20 protein-coding genes and 2 riboswitches are annotated in these 15,605 nt (G+C 39.9%); all 20 genes read left to right on the forward strand.

Features of this window, described 5'->3' with window-relative positions; all coding sequences use genetic code 11:
* The first annotated feature begins 20 nt into the window (after positions 1 to 20).
* The 20 genes from gcvH to sufU all read left to right on the forward strand — a co-directional run bounded on the left by gcvH (position 21) and on the right by sufU (position 15,527).
* A complete protein-coding gene (gcvH, locus tag G8761_RS19550; RefSeq protein ID WP_166029651.1) occupies positions 21 to 404 on the forward strand; it encodes a glycine cleavage system protein GcvH in 384 nt (127 codons plus the stop codon).
* A gap of 176 nt (positions 405 to 580) precedes the next feature.
* Positions 581 to 721, forward strand: coding sequence for a hypothetical protein (locus G8761_RS19555; protein WP_166029652.1), 141 nt, complete (start codon positions 581 to 583; stop codon positions 719 to 721).
* 751 nt (positions 722 to 1,472) lie between these two features.
* The gene (locus G8761_RS19560) at positions 1,473 to 2,108 is read left to right on the forward strand and encodes an FMN-dependent NADH-azoreductase (RefSeq protein ID WP_166029653.1); all 636 of its coding nucleotides are present in this window, start codon (positions 1,473 to 1,475) and stop codon (positions 2,106 to 2,108) included.
* A gap of 514 nt (positions 2,109 to 2,622) precedes the next feature.
* Entirely contained in the window at positions 2,623 to 2,859 is a 237-nt protein-coding gene (locus tag G8761_RS19565) for a YusG family protein (RefSeq protein ID WP_166029654.1), read from the forward strand.
* Between the two features lie 173 nt (positions 2,860 to 3,032).
* Entirely contained in the window at positions 3,033 to 3,386 is a 354-nt protein-coding gene (locus G8761_RS19570; protein ID WP_166029655.1) for a toprim domain-containing protein, read from the forward strand.
* Positions 3,387 to 3,394: 8 nt separating this feature from the next.
* Positions 3,395 to 3,706: a thioredoxin family protein gene (locus G8761_RS19575; RefSeq protein ID WP_166029656.1), complete on the forward strand. Its 312-nt coding sequence runs from the start codon at positions 3,395 to 3,397 to the stop codon at positions 3,704 to 3,706.
* 224 nt (positions 3,707 to 3,930) lie between these two features.
* Complete coding sequence (locus G8761_RS27905; protein WP_420800275.1) at positions 3,931 to 4,278, forward strand: MFS transporter; 348 nt, start codon at positions 3,931 to 3,933, stop codon at positions 4,276 to 4,278.
* A complete protein-coding gene (locus G8761_RS27910) occupies positions 4,185 to 4,445 on the forward strand; it encodes a hypothetical protein (protein ID WP_338001002.1) in 261 nt (86 codons plus the stop codon). Before G8761_RS27905 ends, G8761_RS27910 begins: the two co-directional genes overlap by 94 nt.
* A gap of 208 nt (positions 4,446 to 4,653) precedes the next feature.
* Positions 4,654 to 5,028, forward strand: coding sequence for an MFS transporter (locus G8761_RS27915; protein WP_338000997.1), 375 nt, complete (start codon positions 4,654 to 4,656; stop codon positions 5,026 to 5,028).
* 207 nt (positions 5,029 to 5,235) lie between these two features.
* Entirely contained in the window at positions 5,236 to 5,595 is a 360-nt protein-coding gene (locus G8761_RS19585; protein ID WP_166029657.1) for a hypothetical protein, read from the forward strand.
* Between the two features lie 64 nt (positions 5,596 to 5,659).
* Positions 5,660 to 5,765, forward strand: a riboswitch (SAM riboswitch).
* Positions 5,766 to 5,834: 69 nt separating this feature from the next.
* Complete coding sequence (locus tag G8761_RS19590) at positions 5,835 to 7,151, forward strand: O-acetylhomoserine aminocarboxypropyltransferase/cysteine synthase family protein (RefSeq protein WP_166029658.1); 1,317 nt, start codon at positions 5,835 to 5,837, stop codon at positions 7,149 to 7,151.
* 122 nt (positions 7,152 to 7,273) lie between these two features.
* Positions 7,274 to 7,383: riboswitch (SAM riboswitch) on the forward strand.
* A 150-nt stretch (positions 7,384 to 7,533) separates the two neighbouring features.
* Positions 7,534 to 8,559, forward strand: a complete 1,026-nt coding sequence (locus tag G8761_RS19595) for a methionine ABC transporter ATP-binding protein (RefSeq protein WP_166029659.1) — start codon at positions 7,534 to 7,536, stop codon at positions 8,557 to 8,559.
* Entirely contained in the window at positions 8,552 to 9,220 is a 669-nt protein-coding gene (locus tag G8761_RS19600; protein WP_166029660.1) for a methionine ABC transporter permease, read from the forward strand. The genes G8761_RS19595 and G8761_RS19600 overlap by 8 nt, the downstream gene beginning before the upstream one ends.
* Before the next feature lie 15 nt (positions 9,221 to 9,235).
* The gene (metQ, locus tag G8761_RS19605; protein WP_166029661.1) at positions 9,236 to 10,069 is read left to right on the forward strand and encodes a methionine ABC transporter substrate-binding lipoprotein MetQ; all 834 of its coding nucleotides are present in this window, start codon (positions 9,236 to 9,238) and stop codon (positions 10,067 to 10,069) included.
* 509 nt (positions 10,070 to 10,578) lie between these two features.
* Entirely contained in the window at positions 10,579 to 10,947 is a 369-nt protein-coding gene (locus G8761_RS19610; protein WP_166029662.1) for a carboxymuconolactone decarboxylase family protein, read from the forward strand.
* A 157-nt stretch (positions 10,948 to 11,104) separates the two neighbouring features.
* Positions 11,105 to 11,257: a YuzK family famiily protein gene (locus tag G8761_RS19615; RefSeq protein WP_166029663.1), complete on the forward strand. Its 153-nt coding sequence runs from the start codon at positions 11,105 to 11,107 to the stop codon at positions 11,255 to 11,257.
* 501 nt (positions 11,258 to 11,758) lie between these two features.
* Positions 11,759 to 12,544 carry a Fe-S cluster assembly ATPase SufC gene (gene sufC / locus G8761_RS19620; protein WP_166029664.1) on the forward strand — a complete coding sequence of 262 codons (786 nt, stop codon included), beginning with the start codon at positions 11,759 to 11,761 and terminating at the stop codon, positions 12,542 to 12,544.
* 19 nt (positions 12,545 to 12,563) lie between these two features.
* Positions 12,564 to 13,868, forward strand: coding sequence for a Fe-S cluster assembly protein SufD (gene sufD / locus G8761_RS19625; protein ID WP_166029665.1), 1,305 nt, complete (start codon positions 12,564 to 12,566; stop codon positions 13,866 to 13,868).
* Entirely contained in the window at positions 13,868 to 15,097 is a 1,230-nt protein-coding gene (locus tag G8761_RS19630; protein WP_166029666.1) for a cysteine desulfurase, read from the forward strand. The genes sufD and G8761_RS19630 overlap by 1 nt, the downstream gene beginning before the upstream one ends.
* The gene (gene sufU, locus G8761_RS19635; RefSeq protein WP_166029667.1) at positions 15,087 to 15,527 is read left to right on the forward strand and encodes a Fe-S cluster assembly sulfur transfer protein SufU; all 441 of its coding nucleotides are present in this window, start codon (positions 15,087 to 15,089) and stop codon (positions 15,525 to 15,527) included. The genes G8761_RS19630 and sufU overlap by 11 nt, the downstream gene beginning before the upstream one ends.
* The last annotated feature ends 78 nt before the right edge of the window (positions 15,528 to 15,605 follow it).

The following is a 15,605-nucleotide window of genomic DNA, read 5'->3' on the forward strand; positions in this document are numbered from 1 at the left end:
GAAATAGTGGAGGGATTTCAATGACAACACCAAAGGATTTACGTTATTCAGAAGAACACGAGTGGGTAAAAGTTGAAGGAGAAAAAGTTCGCGTTGGTATTACTCATTTTGCTCAATCTGAGCTGGGAGATATCGTTTTCGTTGAGCTTCCTGAAGTTGGAGACGAATTAACTGCAGACGAGCCATTCGGCAGTGTTGAATCAGTAAAAACAGTTTCCGAACTTTATGCACCAGTGAGCGGAAAAGTAGTAGAAGTAAATGAAGACCTAAATGACAGCCCTGAATTTGTAAATGAATCTCCATATGAAAAAGCATGGATGGTTGTAATTGAGCCTTCTGACAGCAGCGAAATTGATAATCTTATGACTGCAGAACAATACGAAGAAATGACTAAAGAAGACTAATAAAAGATTTATAAAAGCGTTCCTTTTCCTTTTTTGGAAATGGGCGCTTTTTTGTTTTATATTTTACGTAAGTAAAAAGTAACGAATTTTCTAAATAATTTGTATTTTATTTTCCAAATATATAGTAAAATGTATGTACATAATAAAAACAATTAAAGGAAAATGGAGGTGATCAAATGGAAAATAAACCACTACATTTTGATGGAAGTATTCACCCGGAATTTAATGACGGACAGGAACCTGTTGCGTTTGAACTAACTGATGAAATCAGAAAAAACCTCGGAGCCAACCCTTATGATTTATCTAATGGTGAATAAGGAATACAAGGAACCTGCTAAATGCAGGTTTTTTTTATCGGTTAGGAAATTATAGATTTTCACCTTGTGGAAAACTCCGAACTAGGTTATTGTAATCCAGCTCCAGCGCCCAGCCAGTTTTCCTCGAGAATATGCTTCTTTGAATATCTTGTGAGAATCATGACCAATAGGTGATGATTCGAACAGCTCGGGGTCATAAGCCAAATCACTTCAGAAATCAGGACAAGGAAAGCTTCAGAAGCATCCGCATCGCACGAAGAAAAGCGCAGCTTTTCGAGGACGTGGCGTATTTAGCCTTTCATCTTAACAGGGCGCTTGCGCCTTTTGTTCTGGAAAGTATAAAGTTTTACCTTTTAAATTGTCTAGCTCCTGCGCTCAGCCCGCTTCTCCCTACGATAGGTCAACATTGAACTCCAGTGATCCTGCGCCACAGCTTTTTCAAAGAAGCTTATGTTCAGCTCGTCGCAAAGTTGCATGTCGTCTATTCAGAGAAGCTGTTACAGGAAGTTTACTCAGGTAGTTGCTTCGCTGAGCGGGCGCTTGCGCTTTTCTTAGCTAATTAGAATTTAAATTCACTAATACTGAACTCATACAAATACGGCTATGCCATCGCGAGTTATCTTTAAACTTTTTTCTTGAAAAAAGTATTTTTATTCGGTACTATTACTTTGAATTAAAAATGCTTTAGTTCAAAACAATATGGTTTGTGCCACAACAGTGATTATGCACAAAAGAGGAGCTAGATACGAAAATGGCAAAGGTATTATACATTACTGCCAATCCAAATGATGAAACTCAATCATTTAGTATGGCAGCAGGTAAGGCATTTATTGAAACATATAAAGAGGTTAATTCAAATGATGAAATCATTCATCTTGACCTTTTTAAAGAAGATATCCCTCAAATTGACGCCGATGTTTTTAGTGGCTGGGGAAAACTTCGTTCAGGCTCTGCTTTTGAAGAACTATCAGATTTCGAAAAAGCAAAAGTTGGTCGCTTAGCTGAAATAAGTGAACAGTTTGTTGGAGCAGATAAATTCGTATTTGTAACACCTTTCTGGAACTTTTCTTTCCCTCCAGTTATGAAAGCATATATGGATTCCGTAGCTGTTGCAGGAAAAACTTTCAAATATACTGAACAAGGCCCTGTTGGATTGCTGACAGACAAAAAGGCACTTCACATTCAAGCACGCGGAGGCATCTATTCAGAAGGTCCTGCTGCTGAAATGGAAATGGGACACCGTTATCTGTCCATTATGATGCAATTCTTTGGTGTACCTTCCTTTGAAGGATTATTCATCGAAGGTCAAGCTGCAATGCCAGAAAAAGCACAGGAAATTAAAGAAAACGGGATTGCACGTGCGAAAGACCTTGCACAGACATTCTAAGAAATTTCAAAAGAGCCAGCCACATGGCTCTTTTTTTTAGGCTCTTTTCGTAAACTTTGTTGTATATAATATTAAAAATAGACTCGCTTTCCGCGGGCAATCAAGCTACTGTCTGTAAATAACTTCGTGATTATGCATCTGTGTACAGCTACTTGCAGCTTTGCGACGAGCTGAAGATTGGCTTCTTCGAGTATTCTGTGGCGCAGGAGCACGCCTCCTCGGTAGCTAACGACCTGCGGGGTCTCGCCTGGTCTTGCTTTTCCCGCAGGACATTGAATTTGCATCATGGAATCCGCTCACGCACGAAGGAAATGCGAATGCATTTTCGAGGAGTCTCGCCTATTTTTTCTCACAGTTCCTTCAAATAGCAACAATCTCTTAGAAAAGAGCCTTTTTTTATCCTTACATATTCTTTCATTACAACTGAAAAGCTTTTCTTATTATTACCATACTTTCTGGGTGAAAAGGGGGAAAGCTAAACCTACATAAAAGTCAGGGAAGGATGAATGAAGAAATGTTAAAACAAGATAAAGTTGATGTTACTGATCGTATTGTCGGGAAAATAAAGAATGGGGGAATTGAACTGCTTCTTGAAAATAGCCCAATTGGCAAAATTAAGCTCCCTGAAAATATACAATATGAATTGGAACACCATTTTGAAGCGGACCAGTCTAAGATTTATCAAAATGTGACAGTGTCTGAAGGCCGGGATGCGCGGTATACAGATTGTGATGAGGGTGGATGGTGTTAGATTACCGCTTGCCCGCGGAGATAAGCAACTTTCTACTCATGTTTGGACAATGATGATATAGTAAATATACACAGCTAAATTATTACACAATATTGTCGGACATTGAATATGCTAAAGTACAATGATACAATTCGATTTTCGGGGCTGGCCATTACTATATTTGGGTGATGTTTATGAATGATGAGTATGTTGATAAGGTCATTATTGTTGAAGGCACATCGGATAAAAAGAAGGTAAAAAGCATCGTAAAGGAACCGGTTGAAATAATCTGTACAAATGGAACCATCAGCATGACAAAACTCGACGAATTGGTTGAATTCCTTGAAGACAAGGATGTTTATATTCTCCTTGATGCAGACGAGGCAGGAGAAAAACTGCGAAAAAGATTTAAAAGGGAGATTCCCGAGGCAGAACATCTATACATTGACAGGATGTATCGGGAAGTTGCTACTGCACCGCAGAATCATCTGGCAACCGTTCTTTTAGGGGCCAATATAGATGTCCATACAAAGTTTTTGGAAGGTTGATGCCGTACATGGATGAATGGTCGAAAGAACAATATACTTCATTTATGGAAAATGGCTCAACAGGGCTTGTTTATTTTTATACACCTTTATGTGGAACTTGTCAGGTAGCTTCAAAAATGCTGCTTGTAATATCTGAGTTGATGCCTGTCTTGTCAATCGGAAAGTTAAACGCAAATTATGTCCCTGACCTGGCTCAAAGCCTTTCCGTTGAAAGTGTACCCTCCCTATTGTTTGTAAAGGATGGCGAGGCGCTAGAAAAGATATATGCCTTTCATTCGGTCCCATACTTAGTGGAGAAAATTAAAAAAATGATTTACTAAATACAAATGATGATTTCATCTCCAAAAGGGGGTTCGGAATGTTTTATTCCGAATCCCCTTTTGGATTTTTTGTGGTAATCATTCTAGTTCACTCGACCCACCATGTTCAGTTAGCATCTTAAATATATTTAGGGCAGCGAAAGTAAGCACCGCCCACCATGCATTTCTATCAAAGCTTTATAGCACAATTCTGTGGCTATAATCGAAACATTAAACTCAGCTTTATGGCGAATATATTAACTCAAATTGATATGGCCGTTTTTATGGTTATTTATAATTTTTATATTAGGAAGCTGGGTATGCCAGAAACCGTTAATGGACAAATCATTTCAATGGCATCACTTTCCACAGCACTTATTATGGTTCCTGCCGGTTTAATTAGTGACAGGTTTGGAAGAAGAAAAGTTATTTTTCTCAGTATTGTGTCATGGCTGTTCAGGATTCTTTGGTTTTTCTTGCTTTTGTGGGCGGTCTTACAATGGCTTTCTCTCAAGTTTCAGGGATTCCCTGGATGGCTGAAAATTCGAAGGCTGAAGATAGGGTTAATTTATTTAGCCTTCATTTCGCGTTAATGACAGGTTCAAACGTATCCGGAAACCTGCTGGGTGGCTTTTTAAATGATGGTTTCTCCTTATTCTTAGATAATGTAAATAGCATCCGTTTAACCTTAATAATCGGACGCTTATTTTTCTTATCGGGGCAATCCCTGCGTCTAAGTTCCAGGAGAAGCTTCCAGTAAAGTCCGAGGATAAAGCGGCAAAACCAGTGAAAAAGCTAAACTGGAGGAGCAATGGACTTAAGATGATTTTTCTTTTTACTTGGGCCAAATTATTGATTGGCTTTGGAGCTGGTCTGGTTATTCCATATTTGAATCTTTATTTTGCAGACCGTTTTTCTGCTCCTAAACCTGAATCATTTCTCTTGGCCAGGCGGCAACAGCTCTTGCTATGATCATAGGCCCTCAGGTTATAAAAAGAGTAGGGGGGGTAAGAGCAGTTGTATTTCTTCAGCTTTCTTCTCTTCCATTTCTTCTGCTAACCGCTTTTGCTCACCATTTATGGATTGCTGCTCTTGGCTTCCTATTTCGACAAGCCCTAATAAATGCGGCGAATCCTATCCAATCCTCTCTAATGATGAAAAAGGTCGATGATTCGGTTAAGGAGCTTGGTAATTCAGTGAACCAGATGGTTTTTAATCTTGACTGGCCGCTGATGGGACCTATTTCTATGGGAGTTGTTTCTGAATATGGGCCCTACTGGGGATATGCTTATGTCTTCTGCATAACAGCCATTCTTTATCTTGTTGGGTCAACCTGTTTTTAGGGGTATGATACGTCCGGGGAAAAAGACAGTTTCCGCTAAAGCAGTATAAAGCAGAGAAAATCCTGTCATATTTCTCGGGAAATGTTTGACAATGCCGAATGACTGAACGGCATTTTCTTTTTTTACAAAAATATAAAATAACTGTCGAAGAAATATTAAAGGGAAATTCATCGCTTTTGAGGAATTAATTTTGCAGGGGTGTTCAAAATGATCAAAGCGCTGCAAAATTTTGTTGAGGAACTTGAGAAGAAAAAATATTTATCAGATTTATATTGGAATAGAAGTTCCGCTCCCGTCCATTTTCAAGTAGAAGATCATAATAAAAGTTTTTCGCTTATGTCCTGTGGGGACAAGATAGTGATAGACAACTTCAGTAATAATTTTTCTGAAGGAACCGTAATATATGGCAGTGCGGAATCCTTTAAGGAACTATTTACAGGCAGAGCAACTTTTAGAGACTTAATAAAAAGAGGGGAACTAAAAGCAAATGCTTCCTTTAGAAGCATGTTAAGGCTTGAATCTATCTTTTTTCTGGCAGTATCCCAAAAGGATAAAAATAAAGATTGACGATTTTTTCAAAATATTATAGTATTTATTTAACTATTCAATAAATACTGACAACTACATAATATTCTTATCAAGAGCGGCGGAGGGACTGGCCCTGCGATGCCCGGCAACCGGTTATTTAACACGGTGCTAAATCCAGCAGAGCATTTTTATGCTTTGGAAGATAAGAAGAGTGCCCTCTCTTCTTATGAAGCGGGGGTTTTGTTCTTTATGTGATGTCAACGGGAGGAGAATTGAAGATGGGTAATGAAAAAAAGGCTTATCGATTTGAAACATTAAGTGTTCACGGAGGACTATCTCCAGATCCTGTGACCGGGGCACGCGCTGTGCCAATTTACCAAAACAATGCTTACCAGTTTAAAAGTACTGATCATGCAGCAGATTTATTTGCTTTAAAGGAGCCTGGATATATTTATACCCGTATTCATAATCCGACAGTTACGGTGTTTGAGGAACGGATTGCATTATTGGAAGGCGGAGTAGGAGCACTGGCGGTTGCTAGTGGGATGGCCGCTATAACACTTGCGATTTTAAATATTGCACAAGCAGGAGATGAGATTGTTTCAGCTTCTACCTTATATGGCGGAACTTATAACTTATTTGCATCAACTCTGCCAAAGTACGGCATTAACGTCAAGTTTGTAAATCCTGAGGATCCGGAGAATTTCCGGGAAGCTATAACCGATAAAACAAAGGCGGTTTTTGCAGAAACAATCGGCAACCCTAGTCTTCGCGTTCTTGATATTGAAAAAGTGGCAAGCATTGCTCATGAAGCAGGAGTTCCTCTTATTGTAGATAATACTTTTGCCACTCCTTATCTTTGCAGACCAATTGAATATGGAGCCGATATTGTGGTTCATTCAGCCACTAAATGGCTGCTTGGGAATGGAACTACGCTGGGAGGGGTTATTGTTGATGGAGGGAAGTTCGACTGGAACTCACCAAAATTCCCTGGATTGACTGAGCCTGATCCAAGCTACCATGACATTGTATATGCTGAAGCGCTTGGGGCAGCAGCCTATATTGTTAAGGCGAGAGTGCAGCTCTTAAGAGACCTCGGACCGGCTCTAAGTCCGCAAAATGCCTTTCAGTTTACACTTGGACTTGAGACACTCCATGTACGTATGAAAGAGCATGTGGCAAACACACAAAAGGTAGTTGACTTCCTAGACAACCATCCTGCAGTTGAGTGGGTATCCTACCCAGGACATTCCAAACACCCTGATAAAGAATTGGCTGAAAAATATTTGCCAAAAGGGGCAGGTTCAGTTGTTGTCTTTGGTATAAAAGGTGGAAGAGAGGCAGGAGCAAAGCTCATTAACTCTATTACTCTCTGGGCTCATGTGGCAAATGTCGGTGATGCAAAGAGTTTAATTATCCACCCAGCAAGTACTACCCACCAGCAGCTTGATGCAGAGGGATTGAAGGCTTCAGGAGTTTCAGAGGATCTTATCCGTTTATCAATAGGAATTGAAAATGCTGAGGACTTGATTGAAGATCTGGAAGCAGCAATTGAGGCAGCTACTGGCCTTGTATCCAAAACTGTAAAATCCTAAGGAATAGAAATTAATGGAAGGGATATTTTGTCGTTTTTTGTTGACACCCCTTCTTTTCCATGTTACGATAGCAAACGTAATTCTTTTAACCTTAAAATTAATTGAATATTAATTCGGATTTACTCTTATCAAGAGAGGTGGAGGGATGTGCCCTATGAAGCCCGGCAACCGTCAATATTTTTATATTGAAATGGTGCCAATTCACACAAAGCATTGCTTTGGGAGATGGGAGAAAGGACTTGTTTATCATGCCTTTCTGCCTGTGCAGAAAGGCATTTTTGCATTTTTTACCGAATTAAGTATCCTATAATTAATTATGATCGTCATTTTTGCAATCTTTTTAGAGTAATAAACTAACATGGAAGAGAAGTAGGTGAGTTGATTGATTTCTATTAAAAATGTCCGAAAGATTTATTCCTCAAGACAAGGAAACGTACACGCCGTTGACAATGTCAACGTTGAAATAAATGAAGGTGAAATTTTTGGCGTAATTGGATATAGCGGTGCTGGTAAAAGTACGTTAATCCGAATGCTGAACGGATTGGAGCTTCCTACCGAAGGATCTGTTACTGTTGCCGGCCGGGTAGTTTCGAAAATTAGGGGTGGAGAGCTCCGTAAAGCCAGACAGGAAATCAGTATGATTTTTCAGCACTTTAACCTTCTCTGGTCGAGGACAGTACGTGAAAATATTTCATTTCCTCTGGAAATTGCAGGTGTGACTAGGAAGGAACGTACTAAAAGGGTTGATGAGCTTATAAAGCTTGTTGGTCTTGAAGGCAGGGAAGATTCCTACCCTTCACAGCTTAGTGGGGGCCAAAAACAAAGAGTAGGCATTGCAAGGGCTCTTGCTAACAATCCAAAGGTTCTTCTTTGCGATGAAGCAACCTCTGCTCTTGACCCGCAAACAACGGATTCGATCCTTGAGCTGCTTGTTGATATTAATAAAAGGCTTGGGTTAACCATTGTACTGATTACACATGAAATGCACGTTATTCGAAAAATTTGCCATAGAGTAGCTGTAATGGAAAATGGCCGTATTGTTGAAATGGGCTCAGTTCTTGAAGTGTTTAAAAACCCTCAGCAGCCTATTACGAAACGCTTTGTTCAGCAGGTAACAGAACCTGAGGAAACAAAAGAAACCGTTGAACAGTTAATTGAACAATATCATTCAGGTGAAATTGTTCAATTAACATTTGTTGGGGGATCAGCTGAACAGCCTGTTATTACAAATCTAATCCGCCATTTTGATGTTACTGTTAATATCCTTCAAGGCAAAATTTCACAAACACAAAGCGGGTCATATGGCACACTCTTTATTCATCTTGATGGGTCAAAGGATGAGATAGCAAAAGCCATTGAATTCATCGGGACACAGCAGGTGGGAGTTGAGGTGATCAGAAATGGATAAGCCGTATTTTCAGGATATAGATTGGCCGGGCATGTGGGCCGCAACGACAGAAACTTTGTATATGACAGCTATTTCAGTAGTAGCAACATTTATTCTGGGACTGCTTCTCGGGTTATTATTATTTCTGACAGGGAAAGATAATCTCTGGGAGAACAAGCCTGTTAATACTATAATTAGTGCTTTTGTAAATATTTTCAGGTCCATTCCTTTCATCATATTAATAGTCCTATTAATACCATTAACCACCATCCTAGTTGGAAGCATGATTGGTGAGAATGCTGCATTGCCTGCTTTGATTGTAGGTGCAGCACCATTCTACGCAAGGATGGTAGAGATTGGCTTAAGAGAAATCGATAAAGGTGTAATTGAAGCAGCTAAATCAATGGGTGCATCAACATCAACCATTATTTTTAAAGTATTACTTCCGGAATCCATGCCTGCACTCGTATCCGGAATCACAGTTACGGCGATTGCCCTTGTTGGTTATACAGCAATGGCAGGCGTTATTGGTGCAGGTGGCCTGGGGAATCTCGCTTACCTAGAAGGATATCAGCGTAGCCAAAATGATGTAACACTGATTGCGACAATCATTATCTTAATAATTGTATTTATTATTCAGTTTTTAGGTGACATCATCACTTCAAAAATAGATAAAAGATAAAGGAGACAGAAAAAAATGAAAAAATGGTTAAGTGTTCTTTTAGCATTATCATTGGCACTTGTTCTTGCAGCATGCGGAACTTCCGGGGATAAAAAAGAAGGCAGTAAAAATGGCAATAAGAAATTAGTAGTAGGTGCTTCAAACGTTCCCCATGCAGTAATTCTTGAAAAAGCTAAACCAATCCTTGCTAAAAAAGGAATCGATTTAGAAATCAAAAAGTTCCAGGACTATGTACTTCCAAACAAAGCGTTACAATCAAAAGAACTTGACGCCAACTACTTCCAGCACATTCCTTATTTAAAAGCTCAAATCAAAGAAAACAATTATGATTTTGTTAGTGCAGGCGGAATCCATATCGAGCCAATCGGTGTTTACTCTAAAAAGTATAAGAAGCTGGAGGATCTGCCAAAAGGTGCTCACTTAATCATGAGCAACTCTGTAGCTGACCATGGCCGTTTGCTTTCATTACTTGAAGCACAAGGATTAATTAAGCTTAAAGAAGGCATTGATAAAACTACTGCAACTGTTAAAGATGTGGTTGAAAATCCTAAAGATCTTAAATTTGATACAAAGTATGAAGCTTCACTTCTTCCTAAGATTTACAACAATGGAGAAGGAGACGCGGTTCTTATCAACTCTAACTACGCTATTGATGCAGGATTAAATCCTTTAAAAGATTCAATTGCTATTGAAGACAAAAACTCTCCTTATGTGAATATCATTGCTGTCCGCAAAGGTGATGAAAACAAAAAAGAAATTAAAGAACTTGTTAACGTTCTTCACTCAAAAGAAATTCAGGACTTCATCCTTAAAGAATACAAAGGGGCAGTTGTTCCTGTATCAGAATAATAAAGTTGGAAAAGCAGGCATCACATGTGCCTGCTTTTTTTAGCTAATCAGAATTTATATCCATAAATTCTGAACACATAAGCAAAACTAAGGCATCCGCCAAAAAAAGGCACGGCGAATGCCAAGTTTTTCTATTGGGAAATTAGTCTCCATTCATAGGATTCTAGATGTATGCTGCTCTGTCTGGCTCCATGCAAGTGATTTTTTAACTTTGAACAGCTACAATGAGTATCTTGCATCGAGATGACCTCTAGGTGAAACTTGGTGCAGCTAGTGTCCATCCCGTTCCTCCCTGCGATAAGTCTGACGAAATTGCTCCTATGCCATAGCATAATCAAGCCTGCTAATGTTCAGCTCGACCCAAAGCTGCTGGTCGTACTTTCGAAGAGGCAATATTCATGCTACTCATAGTAGCTGCTTTGTGAACGGGCGCTTTCGCTTTTCTGGGAATAGTCCTTTCTAAATTTTTGCATACTAATTTTGATAAACTTAAAGTAGGAGTGTGTGAAATGGAACATTTTGAGCCTAGAAACTCAACAGAAGAAGCACTATATGAATACAAAGCAGGACTTGGAACCTTTACACAAAAAATGCCTGAGCTGGCAAGACACTATAATGCTTTTACAGAAGAGTGCTTTAAGGAAGGAACACTTTCTAAAAAAGATAAGCAGCTGATTGCCCTTGGTATAAGCCTGTATTCTCAGGATGAATACTGTATTATTTATCATGTAAAGGGCTGTTTAGATGAAGGAGCATCCGAAGAAGAAATCCTCGAAGCTGTCGGTGTAACTGCTGCATTTGGTGGCGGAGCTGCAATGAGCCAGGCTGTGACACTTGTTCAAGAGGCCATGAATGACTTTAATCAGTTAAAACAATAATTTTTGAATATCTTCCCTATACCAAAAGTTGGCAGCACTTTCTTCCCTATTGGCGTTTTCATTCAATTTCATAGGGTATGAAAATAAAGACCATACTTTTAATAACAGAAGGGAAGCGTTTAAAATTAGTAGTCTTAACCTCAATTACACAGCTGAAATGGAAAAAGCAATGCATACTGCCCACGGAATTGGATATGAGGTGTATTGCCGCAAGCATGATGTCAGAATGGAAGTTGAGCAAAAAAGGGAAAAAGACTATATAAAAAGTCAGCGTATCGTTGCTGATTTAGACAGAAAAGTTCATCTTTAATGATTAATATATATAATAATGAAGAAATACGGAAGCCAGTGGAGACTCACTGGCTTTCTTTTTTACTTAAGGGCCTTGAGACTTGTTGATTCACCTTAGATGCAATGAAGGACAAAGGGATCCGCCACTATGTAGAAATGTACTGCATCTCTCTAAAACCACTTTTGATGAATGTTCTATATAGGGTTCACCCAATGGAGACAGTTTTCCCATACATGAAAGACCTATCTTAGGAAAAAATAGAACATCAAAGCAGTGTGTTACGCACGGAGTAGGCCAGTAACAGCCCCTGTATTTAATACTGTTTAAGAGTTGCTAACACTTTTCATTTGTTATAAGATTGTAATGAGAATAAAATGAGAATAGAAATATGTCATTTTAAGTACAAGCAGAATTTAGGTCCTTAAATTCTGATCTCATAAGGGATGCTAGATTGCGCTGTTTTAACAGCGGTGAGTAAGTTCTTTATGACAAGATATTATATTTTTCGGAGGTATATATATGGCTGGGTCAACTTTAACGATCAAAGATCTTCATGTAGAAATTGATGGGAAAGAAATTTTAAAGGGTGTTAACCTTGAAATAAAAGGCGGAGAAATCCACGCAATTATGGGACCAAATGGAACAGGAAAGTCTACTCTTTCTTCTGCCATTATGGGACACCCAAAATATGTTGTAACAAGCGGAAGCATTACTCTTGATGGCAAGGACGTTCTTGAAATGGAAGTGGATGAGCGTGCACGTGCAGGCCTTTTCCTTGCAATGCAGTATCCAAGTGAAATTAACGGCGTAACAAACGCTGACTTCTTACGTTCAGCTCTAAATAGCCGCCTTGGTGAAGGTAATGAAATTTCCCTTATGAAATTTATCCGTAAGATGGATAAGCAAATGGATTTCCTTGAAATGGACCAGGATATGTCCCAGCGTTATTTAAATGAAGGTTTCTCCGGCGGTGAAAAGAAACGAAATGAAATCCTGCAGTTAATGATGCTTCAACCTAGAATTGCAATCCTTGATGAAATTGACTCCGGTCTGGATATTGACGCCCTTAAGGTAGTTTCTAAGGGTATTAATGAAATGCGCGGCGAAGATTTCGGCTGCTTGGTTATCACACACTATCAGCGTCTTTTAAACTATATTACTCCTGACTTTGTGCATATCATGATGCAGGGCCGAGTTGTTAAGTCTGGCGGACCTGAGCTTGCGCAGCGCCTGGAAGCAGAAGGATATGACTGGATCAAACAAGAACTAGGCATTGAAGATGAAACAGTTGGGCAAGAAGCGTAAGCGTTGAGGAGGATCTGAAATGACAACTGAAACCAAATTGCCATTTGACAAGGAGTATGTTGCTTCTTTCTCAAAGGGAAAAGGCGAACCAGCATGGCTTGGAGACCTGCGTTTAAAAGCAATTGAAAACGCGGAAACTCTTCCGATGCCAAGACCGGATAAGACTAAAATAGATAAATGGAATTTCACACAGTTCAGCAGCCATACAGTTGAAAGCCAGACTTTTAACTCATTGGATGAGCTTGCTCCGGAAGTTAAGGCTTTGATAACAGAAGCAAGCAGTAAAAATTTATATATTCAGCGTAATCAGACTTCTGCTTTTTTATCATTAACAGATGATTTAAAAGGTAAGGGAGTTATCTTTACAGATATTTTAACAGCAGCCCGCGAACATAGCGATCTTTTGCAGAAGTACTTTATGACAGGAGTAAAAGCAGATGAGCATCGTCTGGCTGCTTTACATGCTGCTCTATTAAACGGCGGAACTTTCCTCTATGTTCCAAAAAATGTTGAAATCAGTGAACCAGTTCAAGCGGTTTATGTACATGATAATGCGGAAGCGACATTATTTAATCACGTGATTGTAGTTGCAGAAGATAACAGCTCTGTTACTTATGTGGAAAATTACATTTCTACCGTTGATTCATCTGATGCCATTTTTAACATAGTGACAGAGGTTTTTGCTAATTCCAATGCAAGAGTTCAATACGGTGCGGTTGACAACCTGGCAAAAGGTATCACTACCTATGTAAACCGACGTGGAGTTGTCGGCAGAGATGCAAGAATTGAATGGGCTCTTGGGTTGATGAATGACGGAAATACTATATCTGAGAATACAACAAACCTTGTAGGCGATGGATCCTTTACTGATACTAAAACCGTAGTAGTTGGAAGTGGCGAGCAAACTCAAAACTTCACTACCAAAGTTGTTCACTTTGGAAGAAATTCTGAAGGGTTTATCCTGAAGCATGGTGTTATGAAGGACAGTGCCTCTGCTATATTTAATGGTATTGGGAAGATTGAGCATGGCGCAAGCAAAGCGAATGCTGAGCAGGAGTCACGCGTTTTAATGCTTAGTGAAAAAGCACGTGGGGATGCGAATCCTATCCTGTTAATTGATGAGGATGACGTAACAGCGGGCCACGCTGCTTCAGTCGGACGTGTAGATCCAGTACAGCTTTATTACTTAATGAGCCGCGGAATCCCTCAAAAAGAAGCAGAACGCCTGGTTATTCACGGGTTCCTTGCACCAGTTGTAAATCAGCTTCCAATTGAAGGGGTTAAAAATCAGCTTACGGAAGTAATTGAAAGGAAAGTGCGCTAATGAATATCGAGGATATTCGTAAACATTTTCCCATCTTAGACCAGGAAGTCAATGGAAGGCCGCTTGTTTATCTTGACAGTGCTGCTACTTCACAGAAACCTGTTCAAGTAATCGAAACGATAGATCAATACTATCGCGGCTATAATTCGAATGTTCACCGCGGAGTCCATACCTTGGGAACAAGAGCAACTGATGCTTATGAAGGAGCCCGGGAAAAGGTCCGCAAATTCATAAATGCAAAATCAATCCAGGAAGTGATTTTTACAAGAGGAACAACAACCGCCCTCAATACGGTGGCTGCAAGCTATGCTGCAGATAACCTAAAAGAAGGCGATGAGATTGTTATTTCTCTGATGGAGCATCACAGCAATATCATTCCTTGGCAGCAGGTGGCCCGCAAGACTGGCGCTACTCTTAAGTATTTGGAGCTCCAGGAAGATGGCACCCTGTCTTTGGATAATGTTCGTGAAACCATAACTTCTAATACAAAACTAGTATCTGTTACTTATGTTTCTAATGTACTGGGTGTTATTAACCCAATTAAAGAAATAGCAAGAATTGCACATGAAAACGGAGCAGTAATGGTGGTGGACGGGGCACAGGCTGCTCCGCATATCAAAGTTGATGTTCAGGATCTTGACTGTGACTTCTTTGCCTTTTCAGGACATAAAATGTGCGGTCCAACCGGAATTGGTGTCCTTTATGGTAAAAAAGACTTGCTTGAAAAAATGGAGCCAATCGAATTTGGCGGAGAAATGATTGATTTTGTACACCTCTATGAATCGACATGGAAAGAGCTTCCATGGAAATTTGAAGGCGGCACACCAATTATTGCAGGTGCAATTGGTCTTGGAGCTGCTATTGATTTCCTTCAGCAGGTGGGCCTTGAGAAAATTGAAGCTCATGAACATAAGCTAGCAGCATATGCTATGGAAAAAATGTCTGGAATTGAAGGTATAAAGATTTACGGACCGAAGGAAGCAGGAAAGCGGGCTGGCGTAATAACCTTTAACCTGGACGATGTTCACCCGCACGATGTTGCAACTGTTTTGGATGCTGAAGGAATCGCAGTGCGTGCCGGCCATCATTGTGCTCAGCCGCTTATGCGCTGGCTTGAAGCAACTGCAACTGCACGTGCCAGCTTTTACCTGTACAATACAGAAGAAGATGTTGATAAGCTGGTAGAGGGGCTTGTCAAAACAAAGGAGTATTTCAGCAATGTCTTCTAACAATAATTTAGATACTCTTTATCGCCAGGTAATTATGGACCATTATAAAAACCCACGAAATAAGGGTGTTTTGGAGGATGGCAGCCTAACAGTCAATATGAATAATCCTACATGCGGCGACCGTATACAGCTCACCATGAAAGTGGAAGATGGAACTGTCGCAGATGCAAGGTTTGAGGGAGAAGGCTGCTCCATTTCGATGTCATCTGCTTCCATGATGACTCAAGCTATTAAAGGAAAAAAAGTCGAAGATGCAGTTAAGCTTTCGAAAATTTTTTCCGACATGATGCTGGGAAAAGACTACGACGACACAATGGATTTAGGTGACATTGAAGCCCTTCAGGGAGTTTCCAAGTTTCCGGCCCGAATTAAATGTGCTACTCTAGCATGGAAGGCTATGGAAAAGGGATTCCAGGGAGAAGGGGAATAATAAAAGGATGCGTTACACCGAGCCATTTTTTATTTGGCTCCAGCGCAGGGCGCTTACGCATTTCTTAATAAGGAGGAG

The sequence above is a fragment of the Neobacillus terrae genome, from assembly GCF_011393025.1.
GTDB classification, from domain to species: Bacteria; Bacillota; Bacilli; order Bacillales; family Cytobacillaceae; genus Neobacillus_A; species Neobacillus_A terrae.